Below are 20,174 nucleotides of genomic sequence, written 5' to 3' on the forward strand. Positions count from 1 at the left end.
GTTATGAGCGCGCGTACTTACGAGGTCCGCACCTACGGGTGCCAGATGAACGTCCACGACTCCGAGCGGCTGTCCGGCCTTCTGGAGGACGCGGGGTATGTCCGCGCGCCTTCCGACGCCGACGGCGCGGATGTCGTCGTCTTCAACACCTGCGCGGTGCGGGAGAATGCCGACAACCGGCTGTACGGCAACCTCGGCCAGCTCGTACCGAAGAAGGCCGCCAGGCCCGGCATGCAGATCGCCGTCGGCGGCTGCCTGGCGCAGAAGGACCGCGACACCATCGTGAAGCGGGCCCCCTGGGTCGACGTCGTCTTCGGCACCCACAACATCGGGCAGCTCCCGGTGCTGTTGGAGCGGGCCAGGATCGCCGAAGAGGCCCAGGTCGAGATCGTCGAGTCGCTGGAGACCTTCCCCTCGACGCTGCCCTCGCGCCGCGAGTCCGCGTACGCCGCCTGGGTCGCGGTCTCCGTCGGCTGCAACAACACCTGCACCTTCTGCATCGTCCCCGCCCTGCGCGGCAAGGAGAAGGACCGCAGGCCCGGCGACGTGCTCGCCGAGGTCGAGGCCCTGGTCTCCGAGGGCGTCGTCGAGGTCACCCTGCTCGGCCAGAACGTGAACGCGTACGGCTCCGACATCGGCGACCGCGAGGCGTTCGGCAAGCTGCTGCGCGCCGCGGGCACCATCGACGGCCTGGAGCGGATCCGCTTCACCTCGCCGCACCCGCGCGACTTCACCGACGACGTCATCGCCGCCATGGCCGAGACGCCCAATGTGATGCACCAGCTCCACATGCCGCTCCAGTCCGGCTCCGACACGGTGCTGAAGGCGATGCGCCGGTCGTACCGGCAGGATCGTTACCTCGGGATCATCGAGAAGGTGCGCGCCGCGATGCCGGACGCCGCCATCACCACCGACATCATCGTGGGCTTCCCCGGCGAGACCGAGGAGGACTTCGAGCAGACCCTGCACGTGGTGCGCGAGGCGCGCTTCGCGCAGGCCTTCACCTTCCAGTACTCCAAGCGGCCCGGCACCCCCGCCGCCGAGATGGACGGCCAGATCCCGAAGGCCGTCGTCCAGCAGCGGTACGAGCGGCTGGTCGCGCTCCAGGAGGAGATCTCCTGGGAGGAGAACAAAAAGCAGGTCGGCCGCACCATCGAGGTGCTGGTCGCCGAGGGCGAGGGCCGCAAGGACGACGCCACCCGGCGGCTGTCCGGCCGCGCGCCCGACAACCGCCTCGTGCACTTCGAGCGCCCGGACGAGCCGGTCAGGCCCGGAGACATGGTGACCGTCGAGATCACCTACGCCGCGCCGCACCATCTGCTCGCGGAGAAGCCCGCCGTCGCCGTACGCCGTACGCGGGCGGGCGACGCGTGGGAGCGGCGCAACGCGGCCCCGGCCGCGACCGGCACGGGCGTGATGCTGGGTCTGCCGACGATCGGCGCGCCCGCCGTGACGGAGCCGGCGTCGCTGGGCGGATGCAGCGTCCAGTGACGCGCGCGGTCCCGGACACCGGTGCGCGGCCGAACGTGCCGACGCCGTTGTCCGGCGACGGCCGTCTATCCGTGAGGCCGCGCCGGTAAGGTTTCGATCATGCTGGTCGCCGCTGCCGTCTGTCCCTGCCCGCCGCTGCTGGTCCCGGAGGTGGCGGCAGGCGCCGCACCCGAACTCGACGCTCTGCGGGCCTCCTGCGCCGACGCCATCGGCGTCCTGGCCGCTTCCCGGCCCGACCGGCTGGTCGTGATCGGTCCGGCGGACCGGCCGCACCGCGGTGCTTTCGCCGAGGGCTCCACGGGCTCTTTCCGGCCGTTCGGTGTCGCGCTGGAGGTCCGCCTCGGATCGGAACGCGGCGCGGACGCCGACGTCACGGCCGAGCCCGCTGCTGAGCCCGCACGCACATTGCCGCCCTCGCTCGCCGTGGCCGCCTGGTTGCTGCGCGGCTGGCACGCCGCACCAGTCGAGGGGCTGGGGGTCGGCGAGCAACTGGAACAGCCGCACTGCGCCGCCGCGGGCCGCGCTGTCGCCGAGGCCGCGGGACGCGTCGCCCTGCTCGTGATGGGGGACGGCAGCGCCTGCCGTACGGTCAAGGCGCCCGGCTACCTGGACGAGCGCGCCGAGCCCTTCGACGTGGCCGTGACCGCGGCCCTGGCGGCGGCCGACACCGACGCGCTCACCGCGCTGGACGCGGAGTTGGCCGATGCGCTGAAGGTGTCCGGCCGGGCGCCGTGGCAGGTGCTCGCGGGCGCGGCACAGGGCGCGGGCCTGGCGGGGGAGCTGCTGTACGAGGCGGCGCCGTACGGCGTGGGCTACGCCGTGGCGACCTGGACCTGAGCCGGAGGGCTATGCGGATACCTGACCCGGAGCCTCCGCCCGGACGCGCGACTCGGACGTCCTACGGCAGGGTGCCGCGCGAGCGCTCAGGCGGTCGCGTCGCCGTCCTTGTCGCTCTTGTCCTTGAGGTTGTCCAAGGCGCCCTTGGCCTTGTCCACCCCGGTGCCGATCTTGTCGCTGTACTTGCCGCCGGTCTTGGAGTCGACGGTGTGCGCCGCCTTCTCCAGTCCCGACTCGATCTTGCCGCCGTGCTGCTGCGCCAAGTCGCCGGCCTTGCTCTTCGCCAAGCCCAGCTTGTCCTTGAACGTGTCCTTGAGGCCCATGCGGCACCTTCCCAAGCATCGTGAATCCCCCGCCCTGTTTCCGACCATACCTGTGCCCGCCCTGGCCTGCTTCACGCCAATCGATCGAGGTCAGCGGCCAATGTTTGCGAGACTGGCCACGTGAAGAACCGTGTGATCGCCGTCGTCGGCCCGACCGCAGCCGGGAAGTCCGATCTGGGCGTGGCCCTGGCCCGGATCCTGGACGGCGAGGTGATCAACGCCGACTCCATGCAGCTCTACCGCGGTATGGACATCGGGACCGCCAAGCTCAGCCCGGACGAACGCCAGGGCGTGCCGCACCACCTGCTGGACATCTGGGACGTGACACAGGCGGCCAACGTCGCCGACTACCAGCGCCTCGCCCGCGTCGAGATCGACCGGCTGCACGCCGAGGGCCGCGTCCCGGTGCTGGTCGGCGGCTCCGGCCTGTACGTACGCGCCGCGATCGACGCCCTGGAGTTCCCCGGCACGGACGCGGCCGTCCGGGCCCGCCTGGAGGCCGAACTCGACATGCGCGGCTCCGGCGCCCTGCACGCCCGGCTGGCCGCGGTCGACCCCGAGGCCGCCCGCGCCATTCTGCCCAGCAACGGCCGCCGGATCGTCCGCGCCCTCGAAGTCGTGGAGATCACCGGCCGCCCCTTCGCCGCCAACCTCCCCGGCCCCGAGGGCGTCTACGACACCGTCCAGATCGGCGTCGACGTCCCCCGGCCCGAACTCGACGAACGCATCGCCCTGCGCGTCGACCGCATGTGGGAGGCCGGTCTGGTCGACGAGGTCCGCGCTCTGGAGGCCGCGGGGTTGCGCGAAGGACGTACGGCCTCCCGCGCGCTCGGCTACCAACAGGTGCTCGCCGCACTGGCCGGTGAGTGCACCGAGGACGAGGCCCGCGCCACGACCGTACGCGCCACCAAGCGCTTCGCACGCCGTCAGGACTCGTGGTTCCGCCGCGACCCGCGTGTGCACTGGCTCACGGCCCGCGGCACGGAACTCGCGCACCAGGCGCTGACGTTGCTCCAAGAAGCGGTTACAGCCTGATCACGTGATGGCATCGGGACGCTCCGGCGTCCCGGACCTGCCGGTCGACCGTGCCATCATCGAGCATCTAGCTACGGTGTCGGAGAATCGGGAGGGCGCGTGGCGATGGAAGCCGGCCCACGCGACACCCCAGCCGGGCGCGACCCCGCGGCGGAAGCCCAGATTCCCCCGGAGTTTCCGCGCAATGGCGCGATCCCCGAGTCGAGGAACACCCTGGAGCCCTTCGAGCCCCTGGACTCCCTCGGCTCCCTGGAAGCGATCGAGCCCCTTCCGCCGATGGAGGAGGGCCAGTCCTTCCGCGAGCTGCGCCCCCAGCGCCGACTGCGGATCTGGCAACTCGCCCCGATCATCGCCCTCGCGGTGAGCGGATCGCTGATGTTCGCCTTCCCCCTCGCCTTCGAATCCGGCGACGCGGGACCTGTCGTCGCCATGCTCGGCCTGCTGCTGTGCTGCTGCTCCGCCGGGTGGGGCCTGATGGCCGCCCGCCGGGTCGGCTACACCTGGCCCGGCCTGCCCGCCCGCGGCTCCGGCGCCCGGGTCGACTGGCGCTACGTGGCCGGGTACACCGCGCTGATCGCCCTGCTGGCGGTGCTCGCCGTCTGGCGCGTCGCCCGGTTGCGCTGACGGCCCCGCCCACCAGCCCGTCCCCCTCCGTCGCCCGCGTACGATCGATGACGTGACTGACGCGCGCCACGACACCGCACCGCTCGCCTTCCTCAAGGGCCACGGCACCGAGAACGACTTCGTGATCGTCCCCGACCCGGACGGTCTGCTCGACCTGTCCCCGGCCGACGTCACCCGCCTGTGCGACCGGCGCGCCGGAATCGGCGGCGACGGCCTGCTGCGCGTGGTCCGCTCCGCCTGCCACCCCGAGGCCGCGGCACTCTCCGACCGGGCCGAGTGGTTCATGGACTACCGCAACAGCGACGGCAGCATCGCCGAGATGTGCGGCAACGGCGTCCGCGTCTTCGCCCGCTACCTCCAGCGCACCGGCCTCACCGACGCGGGCGACCTGTCCGTCGCCACCCGCGCCGGCGTCCGCGACGTCCACATCGCCAAGGACGCCGACGACGGCACTCCCGGCGACATCACGGTCCGCATGGGCCGCGCCACGCTTCCCGAGGGCGCCGTCACCGTCACCGTGGGCGACCGCAGTTGGCCCGCGCTCCACGTCGACATGGGCAACCCGCACGCCGTCGCCTTCGTCGACACCCTCGACCACGCCGGTGACCTCCTCCGTGCCCCCGCGGTCGCCCCCGCCGACGCCTACCCGGCGGGCACCAACGTCGAATTCGTCGTCGACCGCGGGCCGCGCCACGTGGCTCTGCGCGTCCACGAGCGCGGTTCCGGCGAGACCCGCTCCTGCGGCACGGGCGCCTGCGCCGTGATGGTCGCCGCGGCCCGCCGCGACGGCGCCGACCCGGCCGTCACCGGCCGCCCGGTCACGTACACCGTCGACGTCCCCGGCGGCCGGCTGGTGATCACCGAGACCGCCGACGGACAGATCGAGATGACCGGACCCGCGGTGATCGTCGCCGAGGGCGTCATTGACCCGGCCTGGCGCGGCGGTCCCTCCGCCGACCCCGGTGCCTGAACCACCACCTTTCCGGCGGTATCCGACCGGGATTCCCGCACACGTTCCCTCGAACGGGTGATGGGGATCACTCTCGGCGAGAGCGTGACTGCCGCACGTGGTGGGCTCGGTAGCATCAATCACCGGCGCGGCCCCACGGGGCGTGGAGAGCGTCCGCAGCCGGTTCAGGCTGCTGGAGGTGCCCGATGAGCGCAGACAACGCGGTGGACGCCGACCGCAGTGCCGGGGCCCCGCGCCGTGGACTGCGCCGGATCGACCTGCTCAGGCTCGGCCGCGCGGCGCTGCTCGGCCCCAGCGGCCGGGACCGCGTGCCCGACGCCATCGAGCACCTCACCAAGGTGCACCGCGCGCGCCACCCCGAAGCGGGCCCCGAAGCGATCGAGACGCTGCGGCGGGCGTATGTGCTCGCGGAGTCCTCGCACCGCGGTCAGATGCGCAAGAGCGGCGAGCCGTACATCACCCACCCGCTGGCGGTCACGCTGATCCTCGCCGAACTGGGCGCGGAGACCACCACCCTGACCGCCTCCCTCCTCCACGACACCGTCGAGGACACCGATGTGACGCTCGATCAGGTACGGGAGGAGTTCGGCCAGGAGGTCAGCTATCTCGTCGACGGCGTCACCAAGCTGGAGAAGGTCGACTACGGCGCCGCCGCGGAGCCGGAGACCTTCCGCAAGATGCTCGTCGCCACCGGCAACGACGTACGCGTGATGTCGATCAAGCTCGCCGACCGGCTGCACAACATGCGGACCCTCGGGGTGATGCGCCCCGAGAAGCAGGTGCGGATCGCCAAGGTCACCCGCGATGTGCTGATCCCGCTCGCCGAACGCCTCGGCGTGCAGGCACTGAAGACCGAGCTCGAAGACCTGGTCTTCGCGATCCTCCACCCCGAGGAGCACGCCAGGACCCGCGCCATGATCGCCGCGAACGCCGCCGGACCCGACCTCCTCGCGGCTGTCGCCGAGGACCTGCGCAAGGTGCTGCGCGAGGCGGACATCGCCGCCGAGGTCGCCATCCGCCCGCGGCACGCGGTCTCCGTCCACCGCGTCCTGCTCAAGCGCGGCGGCGCGGAACTCGGCAGTTGCGACTTCGGCCGCCTGCTCGTCGTGGTCGCCGAGGACGCCGACTGCTATGCCGTGCTCGGTGAGCTGCACACCTGTTTCACCCCGGTGATCGCGGAGTTCAAGGACTTCATCGCCGCCCCCAAGTTCAACCTGTATCAGTCGCTGCACACCGCCGTCGCCGACGAGCGCGGCCGGATCGCCGAAGTCCTGGTCCGCACCCGGCGGATGCACCGGGTCGCGGAGGCCGGGGTGATCGCGCTCGGTGACCCGCACGCCGTGGAGGAGACTCCGCAGGCCGCCGAGGCCGAGCAGGGGGCGAGCGCGGCGGAGACCTGGGGGAGGGTGGACCCGACCCAACCCGGCTGGCTCGCCCGGCTGTTGGAGTGGCAGCGCGACGCCCCCGACCCCGACACCTTCTGGTCCGCTCTGCGGGACGACCTCGCCCAGGACCGCGAGATCACCGTCTTCGCCACCGAGTCCGGCGAGTCCATCGGCACGATGCGGCTGGCCGCCGGCGCGAGCTGCGTGGACGCCGCCTACGCGGTGCACGGCGAGGCCGGTCACCAGTGCGTCGGCGCCCGCGTCAACGGGCGGCTGGCGCCGCTGGGGACCCGGCTGCGCGACGGCGACACCCTCCAGCTCCTGATGGACGACTCCGCCACCTCCGGCCCCGACGCCGACTGGCTGGAGCACGCCATCACCCCGGCCGCCCGGATCGCCATCACCAGGTGGCTGACCCAGAACCCGGCGACGGCAGACGAGGACAAGCCGGCGTCGGCCCCTGCGGTACGCCCGACCCACGCCGCGGGCCAGGCGCGCGCCGCCGAACCGGTGGCGGTCACCGACCTGCCGCACGCGACCGTACGGCTGGCCCGCTGTTGCACGCCGGTGCCTCCGGACGGCCTCACCGGATTCGTCATCCGCGGCGGCACCGTCGCCGTCCACCGCGTCGAGTGTCCGAGCACCGCCCGGATGGTCACGGCGGGACGGGCGCCCGTACCCGTACGCTGGCGCGACGACGGCCCCGCCAACGGCTTCCGGGCCACGATCCTCGCCGAGGCGCTGAGCCGCCCGCGCCTGCTCGCCGACCTCACCGAGGCCATCGCGGCCCAGGGCGTCGGGATCGTCTCGGCCGCGGTGGAGCCCCCGCAGGAGCACCGGGTGCGGCACACGTACACGGTGGAGCTGCCCGACCCCCAGGCGCTGGCGGTCCTGATGCGGGCGATGCGGTCGGTGCCAGGTGTCTATGACGTCTACCGCGCGCGACTGGCCGTCACGGCGGCGCAGCCCTGAGACCAGGGCGTACACACGCTTGGACGCGCGCGAGGACTCTCGTGAGGACGCGGGCGCGGAAGCCCGGGTGCGCACCTGCGGGGACTTCGGGAAGTGGGTCATCGCAGTCTCCTTCGATCGTTACTCCCAGTGAACGTCTGGTGGCAGATCGTAGGTTCCGGGGTGATCGTCACCCACACGAGTGATTCCGGCGACGGCCGCCGGAGATCCGGTCCTGTCGGCCGGCGGACAGCCCTCGCGGGTATCCGCGGCGAAACTCGCGTGACCGCGAGTGTCCGGCGTGCGACCATCGTAGTAACGGCAGAAACACCGCCGACCCGTTGACCGCTCGACCAAAGGATCCAATGACCTCCTCTTCTTCTTCCTCTTCGAACAACCGCCAGCGCCTCCCCGAGAGCCTTCGGGCCGACGCCCTGATGGAAGAGGACGTCGCCTGGAGTCATGAGATCGACGAGGACCGGGACGGCGACCAATTCGACCGCTCCGAGCGTGCGTCGCTCCGCCGGGTCGCCGGACTCTCCACGGAACTCGAGGACGTCACCGAGGTCGAGTACCGGCAGCTCCGACTGGAGCGCGTGGTGCTCGTGGGCGTCTGGACCACGGGGACCGTCGACGACGCCGAGAATTCGCTGGCCGAGCTGGCGGCGCTCGCCGAGACCGCCGGAGCACTCGTCCTCGACGGCGTCATCCAGCGCCGCGACAAGCCGGACCCGGCCACGTACATCGGATCCGGCAAGGCACTGGAGCTGCGCGACATCGTCGTGGAGACCGGCGCCGACACCGTCGTCTGCGACGGTGAGCTGAGCCCCGGCCAGCTCATCCATCTGGAAGACGTCGTCAAGGTCAAGGTGGTCGACAGGACCGCGCTGATCCTCGACATCTTCGCTCAGCACGCCAAGTCCCGTGAGGGCAAGGCGCAGGTCTCGCTGGCACAGATGCAGTACATGCTGCCGAGGCTGCGCGGCTGGGGTCAGTCGCTGTCCCGGCAGATGGGTGGCGGTGGCGCCGGATCGTCCGGCGGCGGCATGGCGACGCGTGGTCCCGGTGAGACCAAGATCGAGACCGACCGTCGGCGTATCCGCGAGAAGATGGCCAAGATGCGCCGGGAGATCGCGGAGATGAAGACCAGCCGCGACCTCAAGCGCCAGGAGCGCAAGCGGCACAAGGTGCCGTCGGTCGCCATCGCCGGATACACCAACGCGGGCAAGTCCTCGCTGCTCAACCGGCTCACCGGCGCGGGCGTCCTGGTGGAGAACGCGCTGTTCGCCACCCTGGACCCGACCGTGCGCCGCGCGGAGACCCCCAGCGGACGGCTCTACACCCTGGTGGACACCGTCGGGTTCGTACGGCACCTGCCGCACCACCTGGTCGAGGCCTTCCGGTCCACGATGGAGGAGGTCGGCGACGCCGACCTGATCCTGCACGTGGTGGACGGCTCGCACCCGGTACCCGAGGAGCAGCTCGCGGCAGTACGCGAGGTGTTCCGCGATGTCGGCGCGCTGGACGTGCCCGAGATCGTGATCGTCAACAAGGCGGACGCCGCGGACCCGCTGGTCCTCCAGCGTCTGCTGCGCAACGAGAAGCACGCCATCGCGGTCTCCGCCCGCAGCGGCATGGGCATCGACGAGTTGCTGGAGATCATCGACCAGGAACTGCCGCGGCCCGATGTGGAAGTCGAGGCGCTGGTGCCGTACACGCACGGCGGTCTCGTCTCCCGGGTGCACGCCGCGGGTGAGGTCCTCTCCGAGGAGCACACCGGCGACGGCACGCTGCTCAAGGTGCGGGTGCACGAGGAACTGGCCGCGGAACTGGCCCCGTTCACGCTCGTCGCCAGGACCTGACAGGGCTGAGGCGCCACGGCAGTTCGACGCCGGGTCGCCGCCGCGCGCACTGACATGGGTAAGGGGCCGCCTCCTAGAGGCGGCCCCTTACCCATGCGTCGTCTGCTAGTTGAACTTCTGGCTCACCCCGTCGAAGACCTTCTTCGCCTCGGAACCCAAGTGCGGCCCCGCCAGCCAGGTGTTCGTCACCGGCCCGATCGACGTATTGCTGACCAGCGCCGTCGTCCCGTCCGGCCGCTTGGCGAACCAGCCGCCGCCCGACGAACCACCCGTCATCGTGCAGCCGATCCGGTACTCCGTCGGCGCCTGGGCGTTCAGCGACAGCCGGCCCGGCTTGCCCACGCAGTCGTACATCTGTTGCCCGTTGAAGGGGGGCGCCGCGGGATAGCCCCAGGCGCCCATCGTCCCGATCCGCGTCGCGGACGGCGCGTCGAACCACACCGGCATCGCCGTACCGACCGTCTCCTCCAGCGACTTGCCGCCCGCGCCCTCCTCCGGCTTCACATGCAGCACGGCGAAGTCGTACGGCGAACCGCTGCCGCCGGACTCGGCGCCCGTGCTGATCCACTGGTCGGAGGTGCTGGCCCAGTCGGCCCAGAACACGCCGTACGGTGCCAGCACATCACGCGAGGCGCCCTCCAGGGCCGCGGCGCTCTTGCCCGTGTCGTTGTAGGCGGGGACGAAGGCGATGTTGCGGTACCAGCCGCCGGAGGCACCCGCGTGCACGCAGTGGCCCGCCGTCCACACCAGATTCGACTTTCCCGGATGTGCCGGATCCCGGACCACCGTCGCCGAGCAGACCATCGAGCCCTTGGGCCCGTCGAAGAAGAGTTTTCCGACACCAGGTGCGGCCTCGTGGTAGGGCGCCGTGACCCGGCTCGCCTGCACCGGATCCGGCGCAGGGTCGCTCTCGCCCTGGTCGGCCGATACGTTGGTGGGCACCTTCTTGTCGCTCTGGTCCGCGCCCTTCATGCGGTCGTCGCTCCACAGCCCGTTGATCACCGGGTTGACGAAATCCGCCGCCTTGCGCAGCCACTTCGCCTTGTCCCAGTTCTTCCAGCCGCCCTTCTTGTACGCCTGCTCCCACTTCTTCAGGTCGTCGAGGCTGGTAGGGAAGGACGTCGGCAGACCGAGGTTGTTGCCCGCCGTCACCGACGAACTGGGCTTGGCGTCCGCGGAGTCACCGGACGACCCGCACGCGGTGGCGGTGCCCGCGAGGAGAACGGCTGCCGCTGCCGCGGCCACCAAGGGCCTTCGTATGGATGACATGGACTGCTCCCCCTGAGATGTCTTCGGCTGTATGGCAGTTGCCGCCCCCGATGCGCGGTGGCCACCACTATGCCGCTGGTGTGAGGGACGGCCGGGGGTGTTCGCCGGTTCCGCGCCGAAAGTCTCCGGGCCGCCCGTGATCGAGCCGTCACCCAGTCGTTAGTACGGACGGGGGACGACTGCCTGGACGCCGACCCGGAGGAGTGAGCACGTGGCCGCCATTTCGAGCGCGCCGGGACAACGACTGGCGGCATCGGCCGAGGTGTCCGCCGAGGGACCGGCCGACGAATCCATGACGGGGGAGGCGATTCTCCGCAGGCAGGCGCAGCGCGAATCGGCCGCGCGCACCTATGCGCGGTCCCTGCCGGTGGTACCCGTCCGCGCCCGCGGGATGACCGTGGAGGGCGCCGACGGCCGCCGGTATCTCGACTGCCTGTCCGGTGCGGGAACCCTCGCTCTCGGCCACAATCACCCCGTCGTCCTGGAGGCCATCAGGGGCGTCCTGGACTCGGGCGCTCCTTTGCACGTCCTGGACCTCGCGACCCCGGTCAAGGACGCCTTCACCACCGCGCTGTTCGAGACGCTGCCGCCTCAGCTCGCCGAGCACGGCCGCATCCAGTTCTGCGGGCCCGCCGGGACCGACGCGGTGGAGGCGGCCATCAAGCTCGCCCGTATCGCCACCGGGCGCGGCGGACTCCTCGCCTTTTCCGGCGCCTACCACGGCATGACGGCCGGCGCGCTCGCCGCTACGGGTGACACGGCGGTCCGCGGCGCCGTCGGCGAAGCGGACGCGCGGATCACCCGTCTGCCGTACCCGTACGACTACCGCTGCCCGTTCGGCATCGGCGGCGACCGGGGGGCCGAGCTCTCGGCGCGCTGGACCGCGCATCTCCTCGACGACCCCAAGGGCGGGGTGCAGCCGCCCGCCGCGATGCTCCTCGAACCGGTGCAGGGCGAAGGCGGCGTCATCCCGGCGCCCGACACCTGGTTGCGCAGGATGCGTGAGATCACGGCAGCGCGCGGCATCCCGCTGGTGGTCGACGAGGTGCAGACCGGCGTCGGCCGTACCGGCACCTTCTGGGCCGTTGAGCGCAGCGGAATCGTGCCCGACGTCATGGTGCTGTCCAAGGCCATCGGCGGCAGCCTCCCGCTGGCCGTGATCGTCTACCGCGAAGAGCTCGACGCCTGGCAGCCGGGCGCCCACGCGGGCACCTTCCGCGGCAATCAACTGGCCATGGCCGCCGGCACGGCCACGCTCCGATTCGTACGGCAGCACGCGCTGCACGAGCGCGCGGAGACCGTCGGCGCGCGCATGCTCAGCCGCCTGCGCGGACTCGCCGCGCACCACGACTGCATCGGCGACGTCCGAGGACGCGGTCTGATGATCGGCGTCGAACTCGTCGACACCGAAGCCGAGCCCGACGACTACGGAGCGCTTCCCGCCGCGCCCCGGCTCGCCGCCCGCGTCCAGCAGGAGGCCCTGCGCCGCGGACTCATCGTCGAACTGGGCGGACGGCACGGCGCCGTGATCCGGCTGCTGCCGCCGCTGACCATCACCGACGAACAGGCCGAAGCCGTGCTCGACCGGCTGGCCGCCGCCATCGACGCCGCGCGGACCGCGACGCGAGGCGGCCCGGCATGACCCCGGCGGACCGACCGCGAGAAGCCGCGCCGCCGCGCGGTACCGACGAGTGGAGCCCTGGCATGACCGCACCCGTGGACCCCGGCACCCCCATGCCGCCCGGCGCGGCGGTGCCGCTGGCCGCCGCAGTACCGGTGCAGCGACCGCGCGCCGCCGCGGCCGACCAGGATCCGGACCCGTTGGAGCACCCGGACCCGTACCGCGTCGCCGACGCGGCGGGCGCCGAGAATCTGCTGCGCTGCTGGGTCCGCGAGACGGGCCTCACGGAGCCCGCCGACAGCCTGCTGCGGATCTCTCTGCCCGCCAGCGGCACGCAGGCCCAGGCGGCTGTCCTGCACTGGTCGGCCACCGGCCACCACCGCTTCGGACCGGTCCGCCTCACAACCGCCCCGAGCCGCCCGCTGACCGCGGTCGCGCTCGCCGCGCTGCTGGCCCGTGAAGGCGGCGGCGCGGCGGCCGAGGGCGACGACCTGGTGGCGAGGGTGGCCGATTCGGTACGCAGGACCGCCGTGTTCGTCAGCGAGCGGCGTGCGCGGCCCGGCAGGCCCGAGCCGGAGCTGCCCTTCCTGGAGTCGGAACAGGCCCTGCTCCTCGGTCACCCGACGCATCCCGCGCCCAAGGCCCGCGAAGGGCTCAGCGAGAGCGAGAGCGCCGCGTACTCGCCCGAGACGCGCGGCTCCTTCGCGCTGCACTGGCTCGCCGTGGACGCCGCCGTCCTCGCCACCGACTCCGCGTGGACCGACCGCGGCCGACCCGTACCGGCCGCCGATTTGCTGACCGCGATGGCCGGGCCAGAACTCGCGTGCCCCGCAGGCACCGCGCCGCTCCCGCTGCACCCCTGGCAGGCGCGCGACATCCTGCACCGGCCCGCCGTCCAGCGGCTGTTGGACGCCGGGCTGCTGCGTGACCTGGGCCCGGTCGGCGACCCGTGGTACGCCACCTCTTCCGTGCGGACCGTCTACCGTCCCGACGCGCCCGCGATGCTCAAGCTCTCCCTCGCGCTGCGCATCACCAACTCCCGCAGGGAGAATCTCCGCAAGGAGCTGAGGCGCGGCACCGAGGTGCACCGGCTGCTGCGCAGCGGGCTCGTCGCGCGCTGGCACGCCGCCCACCCGGGCTTCGACATCGTCCGCGACCCGGCCTGGCTGGGCGTGGACACGCCGGACGGCACACCGGTGCCCGGCCTGGACGTCGTGCTCAGGCACAGCCCGTTCGGCCCCGGCGACCAGGCTCACTGCGTGGCGGGACTCACCTCGCCGCGCCCGTGGCCCGGCGTTCCCGCGCCCGCGCTGCGCTCCCGGCTGGCCATGCTCGTGACCCGCCTCGCGGAGCGCACCGGAAGGCCCGCGACGGCGGTCGCCACCGAGTGGTTCCTGCGCTACCTCGACGCGGTCGTACGGCCGGTGCTGTGGCTCGACGGCGAGGCGGGCATCGCCCTGGAAGCGCATCAGCAGAACACTCTCGTCCTGCTCGACGCCTCCGGCTGGCCCTGCGGCGGGCGCTACCGCGACAACCAGGGGTACTACTTCCGCGAGTCGCACCGCGCGGAGCTGGAACGCCAGCAGCCGGGCATCGGGGCCGACAGCGACACCTTCGTCGCCGACGAGATCGCGGACGAGCGGATCGCCTACTACCTCGGCGTCAACAACGTCCTCGGCCTCATCGGCGCCTTCGGCTCCCAGCGGCTCGCGGACGAGCAGGTGCTGCTCGCCGCGTTCCGCCGCTTCCTGGCCGCCGCCGCGGGAGGCCGCAGCAGCCTTCCCGCCCGGCTGCTGGACGCCCCGGAACTGCGCAGCAAGGCCAATCTGCTGACCAGGCTGCACGGAATGGACGAACTCGTCGGACCGGTCGACACCCAGTCGGTCTACATCACCATGCCCAACCCGCTGACCGTCTGAGCGGACCGTCCGGCCGCGCGCACGTCCCCGGTCCTCGCCCCCGGACCCGCACCGGATCCCCGCCGGGAACCGGCCCGGACCCCCGACGAGGACCGGACCCCGCTCAGGAGAGGAAGGAGCTTCCGTGACACCCGCCGACTCCAGTACCGAGGACACCCTCGACCTGAAGCTGCCGCCCGAGGTCCTGGCCCTCTTCGCCGCGACGGCGTTCGACGCCGCCGAACCGGACACCGAGGACCCGGCGGGCGCCGCGAGGCCAGGACTCCTCGGCGCGGCCGCCTCCTGGCCGGCCGCCGAGACCCCCGCAGGCTCCTTCCGGCTGGTGCCGGTCCGCGTCGACCGCGACCTGCCCCTGCTCACCCGCTGGATGAACGACCCGGCCGTCGCCGAATTCTGGGAGCTGGCCGGCGACGAGCGCGTCACCGAGCGGCACCTGCGCGGCCAGACCGAGGGTGACGGACGCAGCGTGCCCTGCCTCGGCGTGCTGGACGGCACGCCGATGAGCTACTGGGAGATCTACCGCGCCGATCTGGACCCGGTCGCCCGTTTCTATCCGGCCCGGCCGCACGACATCGGCGTCCACCTGCTCATCGGCGGCGTCGCCGACCGGGCACGCGGCCTCGGCGGCATGCTGCTGCGCGCCGTGTGCGACATCGTTCTGGACCACCGCCCCGGCTGCCCACGAGTGATCGCGGAACCCGACCTGCGCAACACTCCCTCCGTCGCCGCCTTCCTCACCGCGGGCTTCCGCCTGTCCGCGGAACTCGAACTGCCCGGCAAGCGGGCGGCCCTCATGATCCGCGACCGTTCGCTGCGCCACCGGCTCTGAGCCCGGCCGGGAGCGCCTGCGCGCCCCGACACCGCGTCCTTCGGGCGCTGCCTCGACGGCGGTTCCCCGAACCCTCCTCACCCCTGCCTTCCAGGTCACCAGGTCCCCACCGCAGGAGCCCCACTGTGCTCACCCCCTCCGTGTCCGACTCCGCCGCCTGGCAGCACGCGGCCAGGCGCCTGCTGGCCAAGATGCTCGCCGAGTTCGCGTACGAGGAGGTGATCGTCCCCGAACCGGAGCCCGCCGAGGGCCCGACCGCGTACCGGCTACGGCTCAGCCCGGACGTGACCTACCGCTTCCGCGCCCGGCGCGGCGCGTACGGCAGTTGGTACGTGGACGCGGACAGCGTCACGCCGACCAGTGACCCGCTGCACTTCCTGCTGCACGGCCACGAGAGCGTGCTCGGCCTGAGCGGCGACACCACAGGGCACCTGATCCAGGAACTCCTGGCGACGCTCCGCGCCGACGTGCGGCTTGACAGCACCGCGCTGACGGCGGCCGAGCTCGCCGACCTGGACTACGCCGACCTCGAAGGCCACCAGACCGGCCACCCCTGGCTGGTCGCCAACAAGGGACGTATCGGCTTCTCCGCCGCCGACGCCGCCCGCTGGGCACCCGAGGCGCGCAAGCCGGAGCGCCTGCCCTGGATCGCCGTACACCGCGACCTCGCCCAATACCGCGGTATCTCCACGCTCGCCACCCCCGATCTCCTCTACGCCGAAGAACTCACCCCCGGCACCCTCGACACCTTCCGGCACACCATCGCCGACCGGAACCGCGACCCCGCCGACTACCTGCTGCTGCCCGTCCACCCCTGGCAGTGGGACCAGGTGATCGCGCCGCTCTTCGCCCCCGCGATCAGCGACGGATCCATCCTCCACCTCACCACTGACAACGACCTGCGGCTGCCCCAGCAGTCGATCCGCACCTTCCTCAACACCAGCCGCCCGCACCGGCGCACCGTCAAGCTCCCGCTGTCCGTCCTCAACACCCTGGTCTGGCGCGGCCTGCCCACCGAACGCACGCTGGCCGCCCCGGCCGTCACCGCCTGGGTGCGGGGACTGCGGGACGCCGACCCCTTCCTGCGGGACGAGACCCGGGTGATCCTGCTCGGTGAGGTCGCCTCCGTCACCGTCGAACACCCGCAGTACGACCGGCTGCCCACCGTCCCGTACCAGTACCGCGAACTGCTCGGCTGCATCTGGCGCGAGCCGCTGGCCGCCCATCTGGAACCGGGAGAACACGCCCGTACCCTCGCCGCGCTGCTGCACACCGACCCGAACGGGCGATCCTTCACCGCCGAACTCGTCGACCGGTCCGGTCTCGCGCCCCGCGTCTGGCTGCGCCACCTCTTCGCGGCGCTGCTGCCGCCCCTCCTGCGTTTTCTCTACCAATACGGCACGGTTTTCTCCCCGCACGGCGAGAACACCATCGTGGTCTACGACGAGCACGACATCCCGGTACGCCTCGCGGTGAAGGACTTCGTCGACGACATCAACGTTTCCGCGGACCCACTGCCGGAACACGACGGCATGCCGGACGACGTACGCCAGGTGCTGCTCACCGAACGGCCCGAATTCCTCACCCAGTTCATCCACGCGGGCCTCTTCATCGGGGTCCTGCGCTATCTCGCGCCCCTGTGCGAGGCACAACTGGACGTGCCCGAAGCCGAATTCTGGACCCTGGTGCGGGACGAGATCATCCGCCACCAGGAGCGCTTTCCCGAACTCAAGGAACGTTTCGCCGCCTTCGACCTCCTTACGCCCCGCATTGACCGGCTCTGCCTCAACCGCAATCGGCTGCACCTCGACGGTTACCGCGACCGGTCGCAGCGCCCGCACGCCGCCGTGCACGGCACGGTCGCCAACCCCCTCCACCTTCCCCGTCCCTGAGGCGCGCCGCGGCCGAGCCGATACGATCCGAGCACGGGGACCCGGTACGGAATCCCGTACGGAACGCGTACGGGAATCACCGCGGAAAGGTGGGGGCGGCCATGCGGGAGGCAGCGGGCGTCGAACCCTGCCCGGAGTGCGGTACGGCCGTGCGGCCGGGACAACTGCTCTGCCAGGGCTGCTTCGTGCCCTTCTCGCTGATGGCCGCGGCCCGCGCCGCGCAGACCCCGCCGCAGGGAGCCGCCCCCGAGGCATCCCCGGAAGCGACCGCGCTGCTGCCGAGCGCCCACGGCGCCGACTCCGAACACACCCGAGTGATCAACGTGATCCCCGGAGCGCTGCCCCGACACCTGGAGACGCGCAGGGACGCACCGCCGCGGGCGCTGCGACTGCGGTTCCCCAGCGGCGAGATCGTCGCGGTGGAGCCGGCCAACTCGATCCGGCTCGGCCGCGACCCGAAGCACTGCCCCGCCGTGCCCTTCCTCGCCGCGCACGACAATCTGTCCCGTATCCACGCCATGATCGGCGTCGAGCCCGACGGCTCCGCCTGGATCTCCGACGAGAGCTCCACGAACGGCACCTTCGTCCACGGCTACCGGCTCGCGCCCGGCGAGCGGGCACCCGTACGCCCCGGCGACACCCTCCGGCTCGCCGCCGACGTCACCGTCCGCGTACTGCTCTGACCTCCGCGTAGGCGGCGATGCAACGGGCCAGCGGGTGCTCGGGGCCCAGCGCCTGCGCGGCGTCGGCCGACAGCTCCTCGAAGCGGCGGACGACGGCGGTCGTGCCGTTCAGACCCTCCAGGGCCCGCGCCCGGCCGAAAAGCGCCGCAAATGGTGCGGCCTCGTTTTCCGCACCCTGGCGCGCGATGTGCTGGAGCGCCTGCCAGTAGCGCTCGTCCGCGTCGGTGAACCGGTCCGCGGCGAGCAGCCCCTCGGCGTCCTCCAGCAGCGCCCACAGCACATGGCCGGCGCTCCGGTCCAGCACCGTGGGACTGCGCCGTACGGTAGCGGGCCGCATCAGCGCGCGCAGCCGCTCGGCCACCTCCCCGGCGTCGGCGGGCCGGTCGTCCGGCTTCTTGGCGAGCATCCGGTGCACCAGGCGCGCGAGTCCGGCGGGCACCTCGGGGCGACGCCGCTCGATGGGCTCCGGCGCCTCGTGGACGTGCATGTACGCGTATCCCACGGATGTCCCGGCCGAGAAGGGCGGTCCCTCGGCGAGCATCGCGTACAGCACACAGCCGAGCGAATAGAGGTCGGACTGCGCGGTCACCTCGGCGCCGCGCGCCTGCTCGGGCGAGAAGTACGGCGGCGAGCCCATGACCGCCCGCGGATCGGTGTACCGCGTGGCGCTGTCGTCGCGGTGCGCCACCAGGCCGAAGTCGCAGATCTTGACGACGCCGTCCGGGAGAAGCATCAGATTCTCCGGCTTGATGTCCCGGTGGACGAGCCCGCGCTCATGCGCGTGCCGCAGCCCGGCGCTGATCTGCGCGCCATAGGCGATGACATCGGCCACCGGCAGTCCGCCGCGGTCCAGCAGCACTTGGCGGAAGTCCGCTCCGCGCAGCAATTCCATGACGATGAACGGCCTGCCCCGGTGCTCGCCCGCGTCATGGACGGTGGCCACATTGGGATGGCTCAGCGCGGCGGCGGCCATCGCCTCCCTGCGGAACCGGCCCTGGCGCTCGTCACGCTCCCCGTCGCCCCAATCGGCGCGCAGCGTCAGCACCTTCACCGCGACACGCCGCCCCAGGCTCCGGTCGAGAGCCGCGTAGACCTGCCCGTACCCGCCGCCGCCCAGCGACTCCTCCAGGAGGTACCGGTCGCTGAGGACCGTACCGATCCCGATCTCCCCCGACACGTCGTCCTCGTCCCCGCTCGTTCGCCGTCGCGGCCCGGTTCACCCGGGCTCCTGCCCCGGCGGCCACGGTACGGCCATCATGGTGGGACCCGCCGCGTCCGCGCTCACCCGCGGTCCGACGGTACCTTCCGCCGGGTCCTCCTCGAAGACGAACTGACGGCCGCTGGGCAGCAGTTCCAGCCGTTCGTGCAGGACGACGGAATCCCCCTGGCGCAGATGCCACAGCGCGCCGTGCGGCAGCGGCACCAACTCGTCACCAGTCGGGCGGCGGCGCCGCACCCAGGTGCCGTTCGCACTGCGCTCGTCCACCACGCTCAGCCCTGTGCCGTCGTAACTGACCATCACATGGGTACGGCTCACCGACTCGACCTCGGTGTCGTCGATCCAGGCGCCGAGGACGACACCGCCGTCGGCGGGCGCCCGGCCGACCGCGAGCGGCTCGCCCGCCGTCACCATGAAGCGGCCCCGCACCGTCCCGTCCATGACCACCTTCACCTGCGCGCGGGACGGACGGGGACCCGCGTCCGCCAGGGGCAGCCCGTGCGTCGGGCAGAGAACCTGGGATTTCCGGCGGCGGGGGAGCGCGGTGCTCGGCCGGTCGGCGGCGCCGAACAGCGGGCAGTCGGCCTCGGGACAACGCCAGTCACGGCTGAGGACCGCCCGGTGCGCCGACCGGTCCCAGCGCCGGTACACGCCCGCCTCCAGGAGCAGCCCTTCCTCCTCCTTGCGGGAGACCTGCCACTCGGGAGGCACCGGCATGATCCGCGGCCGTACGCCGATCACGCCGTCCGGCTGGAGGAAGGGCCGCAGAAAACGGTCCCGGTTGCCGGGAATCCACGGATAGGCGCGGTGGAAGTCCAGGAAATTGTCCGCGCTGACCACCCGCAGCTCCAGCGCGTCGGCCAGCTCCAGGATGCGGTCGTCCGCCCGTGGCAGGACCTCCAGCAGCCCTTCGAGATACCAGCGGTCCAGACGCTGCCGCTCCTCGGGCGTCAGACGGCCGTCGGTCAGCAGGGAGCGGTCGGTGATCGCGTACACCTGGACGGCGGGATCGCGGGTGAATTCCGCCAGCGCGTCCAGCAGACCCGACAACCGGGCCAGATCCGCCGCCCGTTCCCCGCCGAGCGCCGGTTCACGCACCACATTCGCGACGTCGATCACATATTCCGCGGCGGAGGCATCCAGAGTCAGGCGGCGCTCGAACGGCATGTGTCCAGAAGCTATCACCGCCCGACTTGAACGGTCCGCCGAACGATCCGCGGCACCCGGCGCGGACGGCGATGTCAGTGCGGCCCTCTAGGCTTGC

The 20,174-nt window shown here is 72.1% G+C and carries 16 protein-coding genes; 12 read left to right on the top strand and 4 right to left on the bottom strand.

All coding sequences use genetic code 11. From position 1 onward, the window contains the following. Positions 1-3: 3 nt before the first annotated feature. Both miaB and ACIQCJ_RS33670 read left to right on the top strand, forming a co-directional pair. Positions 4-1,491, top strand: a complete 1,488-nt coding sequence (gene miaB / locus ACIQCJ_RS33665) for a tRNA (N6-isopentenyl adenosine(37)-C2)-methylthiotransferase MiaB (protein ID WP_402713621.1) — start codon at positions 4-6, stop codon at positions 1,489-1,491. 99 nt (positions 1,492-1,590) lie between these two features. Further along, positions 1,591-2,328, top strand: coding sequence for a hypothetical protein (locus ACIQCJ_RS33670; protein WP_391163800.1), 738 nt, complete (start codon positions 1,591-1,593; stop codon positions 2,326-2,328). 86 nt (positions 2,329-2,414) lie between these two features. Here the strand turns inward: ACIQCJ_RS33670 and ACIQCJ_RS33675 are convergent, their stop codons facing one another. Next, positions 2,415-2,651: an Rv0909 family putative TA system antitoxin gene (locus ACIQCJ_RS33675; RefSeq protein WP_391163801.1), complete on the bottom strand. Its 237-nt coding sequence runs from the start codon at positions 2,649-2,651 to the stop codon at positions 2,415-2,417. 120 nt (positions 2,652-2,771) lie between these two features. On the opposite strand from ACIQCJ_RS33675, the gene miaA reads away from it, so the two are divergent. The 5 genes from miaA (at position 2,772) to hflX (ending at position 9,478) form a co-directional block, all read left to right on the top strand. Then, positions 2,772-3,686 carry a tRNA (adenosine(37)-N6)-dimethylallyltransferase MiaA gene (miaA, locus tag ACIQCJ_RS33680; RefSeq protein ID WP_355338191.1) on the top strand — a complete coding sequence of 305 codons (915 nt, stop codon included), beginning with the start codon at positions 2,772-2,774 and terminating at the stop codon, positions 3,684-3,686. 105 nt (positions 3,687-3,791) lie between these two features. Then, positions 3,792-4,310, top strand: a complete 519-nt coding sequence (locus tag ACIQCJ_RS33685) for a hypothetical protein (protein ID WP_355338786.1) — start codon at positions 3,792-3,794, stop codon at positions 4,308-4,310. A gap of 52 nt (positions 4,311-4,362) precedes the next feature. Continuing rightward, complete coding sequence (gene dapF / locus ACIQCJ_RS33690; RefSeq protein ID WP_401311859.1) at positions 4,363-5,280, top strand: diaminopimelate epimerase; 918 nt, start codon at positions 4,363-4,365, stop codon at positions 5,278-5,280. A 185-nt stretch (positions 5,281-5,465) separates the two neighbouring features. Then, positions 5,466-7,637, top strand: coding sequence for an HD domain-containing protein (locus ACIQCJ_RS33695; RefSeq protein ID WP_355338197.1), 2,172 nt, complete (start codon positions 5,466-5,468; stop codon positions 7,635-7,637). Positions 7,638-7,981: 344 nt separating this feature from the next. Beyond that, a complete protein-coding gene (hflX, locus tag ACIQCJ_RS33700; RefSeq protein WP_391130308.1) occupies positions 7,982-9,478 on the top strand; it encodes a GTPase HflX in 1,497 nt (498 codons plus the stop codon). A 105-nt stretch (positions 9,479-9,583) separates the two neighbouring features. Here the strand turns inward: hflX and ACIQCJ_RS33705 are convergent, their stop codons facing one another. Beyond that, complete coding sequence (locus tag ACIQCJ_RS33705) at positions 9,584-10,747, bottom strand: trypsin-like serine peptidase (protein WP_391052229.1); 1,164 nt, start codon at positions 10,745-10,747, stop codon at positions 9,584-9,586. A gap of 292 nt (positions 10,748-11,039) precedes the next feature. Between ACIQCJ_RS33705 and ACIQCJ_RS33710 the strand changes: the two genes are divergently transcribed. The 5 genes from ACIQCJ_RS33710 (at position 11,040) to ACIQCJ_RS33730 (ending at position 17,691) form a co-directional block, all read left to right on the top strand. Beyond that, positions 11,040-12,389, top strand: a complete 1,350-nt coding sequence (locus tag ACIQCJ_RS33710) for a diaminobutyrate--2-oxoglutarate transaminase (RefSeq protein ID WP_402713696.1) — start codon at positions 11,040-11,042, stop codon at positions 12,387-12,389. Next, positions 12,386-14,287, top strand: a complete 1,902-nt coding sequence (locus tag ACIQCJ_RS33715) for an IucA/IucC family protein (RefSeq protein ID WP_402713623.1) — start codon at positions 12,386-12,388, stop codon at positions 14,285-14,287. Before ACIQCJ_RS33710 ends, ACIQCJ_RS33715 begins: the two co-directional genes overlap by 4 nt. A gap of 55 nt (positions 14,288-14,342) precedes the next feature. Continuing rightward, the gene (locus ACIQCJ_RS33720; RefSeq protein WP_402713698.1) at positions 14,343-15,116 is read left to right on the top strand and encodes a GNAT family N-acetyltransferase; all 774 of its coding nucleotides are present in this window, start codon (positions 14,343-14,345) and stop codon (positions 15,114-15,116) included. A 125-nt stretch (positions 15,117-15,241) separates the two neighbouring features. After that, positions 15,242-17,008 carry an IucA/IucC family protein gene (locus ACIQCJ_RS33725; RefSeq protein WP_402713625.1) on the top strand — a complete coding sequence of 589 codons (1,767 nt, stop codon included), beginning with the start codon at positions 15,242-15,244 and terminating at the stop codon, positions 17,006-17,008. A gap of 101 nt (positions 17,009-17,109) precedes the next feature. Continuing rightward, the gene (locus ACIQCJ_RS33730; protein WP_402713626.1) at positions 17,110-17,691 is read left to right on the top strand and encodes an FHA domain-containing protein; all 582 of its coding nucleotides are present in this window, start codon (positions 17,110-17,112) and stop codon (positions 17,689-17,691) included. On the opposite strand, the gene ACIQCJ_RS33735 is transcribed toward ACIQCJ_RS33730, so the two are convergent. Continuing rightward, positions 17,669-18,868 carry a serine/threonine-protein kinase gene (locus ACIQCJ_RS33735; protein WP_402713629.1) on the bottom strand — a complete coding sequence of 400 codons (1,200 nt, stop codon included), beginning with the start codon at positions 18,866-18,868 and terminating at the stop codon, positions 17,669-17,671. The genes ACIQCJ_RS33730 and ACIQCJ_RS33735 overlap by 23 nt on opposite strands. Before the next feature lie 39 nt (positions 18,869-18,907). Beyond that, the gene (locus ACIQCJ_RS33740; protein ID WP_355338221.1) at positions 18,908-20,077 is read right to left on the bottom strand and encodes an FHA domain-containing protein; all 1,170 of its coding nucleotides are present in this window, start codon (positions 20,075-20,077) and stop codon (positions 18,908-18,910) included. Positions 20,078-20,174: the final 97 nt, after the last annotated feature.

It is taken from the genome of Streptomyces sp. NPDC093221 (assembly GCF_044753885.1).
In the GTDB taxonomy this organism is placed as follows: domain Bacteria; phylum Actinomycetota; class Actinomycetes; order Streptomycetales; family Streptomycetaceae; genus Actinacidiphila.

Bases quoted from the DNA above. Each gene is read 5' to 3' on its own strand.
- ACIQCJ_RS33740 (WP_355338221.1), bottom strand. From the start codon at position 20,077: ATGCCGTTCGAGCGCCGCCTGACTCTGGATGCCTCCGCCGCGGAATAT.
- miaB (WP_402713621.1), top strand. From the start codon at position 4: ATGAGCGCGCGTACTTACGAGGTCCGCACCTACGGGTGCCAGATGAAC.
- ACIQCJ_RS33730 (WP_402713626.1), top strand. From the start codon at position 17,110: ATGCGGGAGGCAGCGGGCGTCGAACCCTGCCCGGAGTGCGGTACGGCC.
- ACIQCJ_RS33715 (WP_402713623.1), top strand. From the start codon at position 12,386: ATGACCCCGGCGGACCGACCGCGAGAAGCCGCGCCGCCGCGCGGTACC.
- hflX (WP_391130308.1), top strand. From the start codon at position 7,982: ATGACCTCCTCTTCTTCTTCCTCTTCGAACAACCGCCAGCGCCTCCCC.
- ACIQCJ_RS33670 (WP_391163800.1), top strand. From the start codon at position 1,591: ATGCTGGTCGCCGCTGCCGTCTGTCCCTGCCCGCCGCTGCTGGTCCCG.
- ACIQCJ_RS33695 (WP_355338197.1), top strand. From the start codon at position 5,466: ATGAGCGCAGACAACGCGGTGGACGCCGACCGCAGTGCCGGGGCCCCG.
- ACIQCJ_RS33710 (WP_402713696.1), top strand. From the start codon at position 11,040: ATGACGGGGGAGGCGATTCTCCGCAGGCAGGCGCAGCGCGAATCGGCC.
- ACIQCJ_RS33675 (WP_391163801.1), bottom strand. From the start codon at position 2,651: ATGGGCCTCAAGGACACGTTCAAGGACAAGCTGGGCTTGGCGAAGAGC.
- ACIQCJ_RS33685 (WP_355338786.1), top strand. From the start codon at position 3,792: ATGGAAGCCGGCCCACGCGACACCCCAGCCGGGCGCGACCCCGCGGCG.
- ACIQCJ_RS33705 (WP_391052229.1), bottom strand. From the start codon at position 10,747: ATGTCATCCATACGAAGGCCCTTGGTGGCCGCGGCAGCGGCAGCCGTT.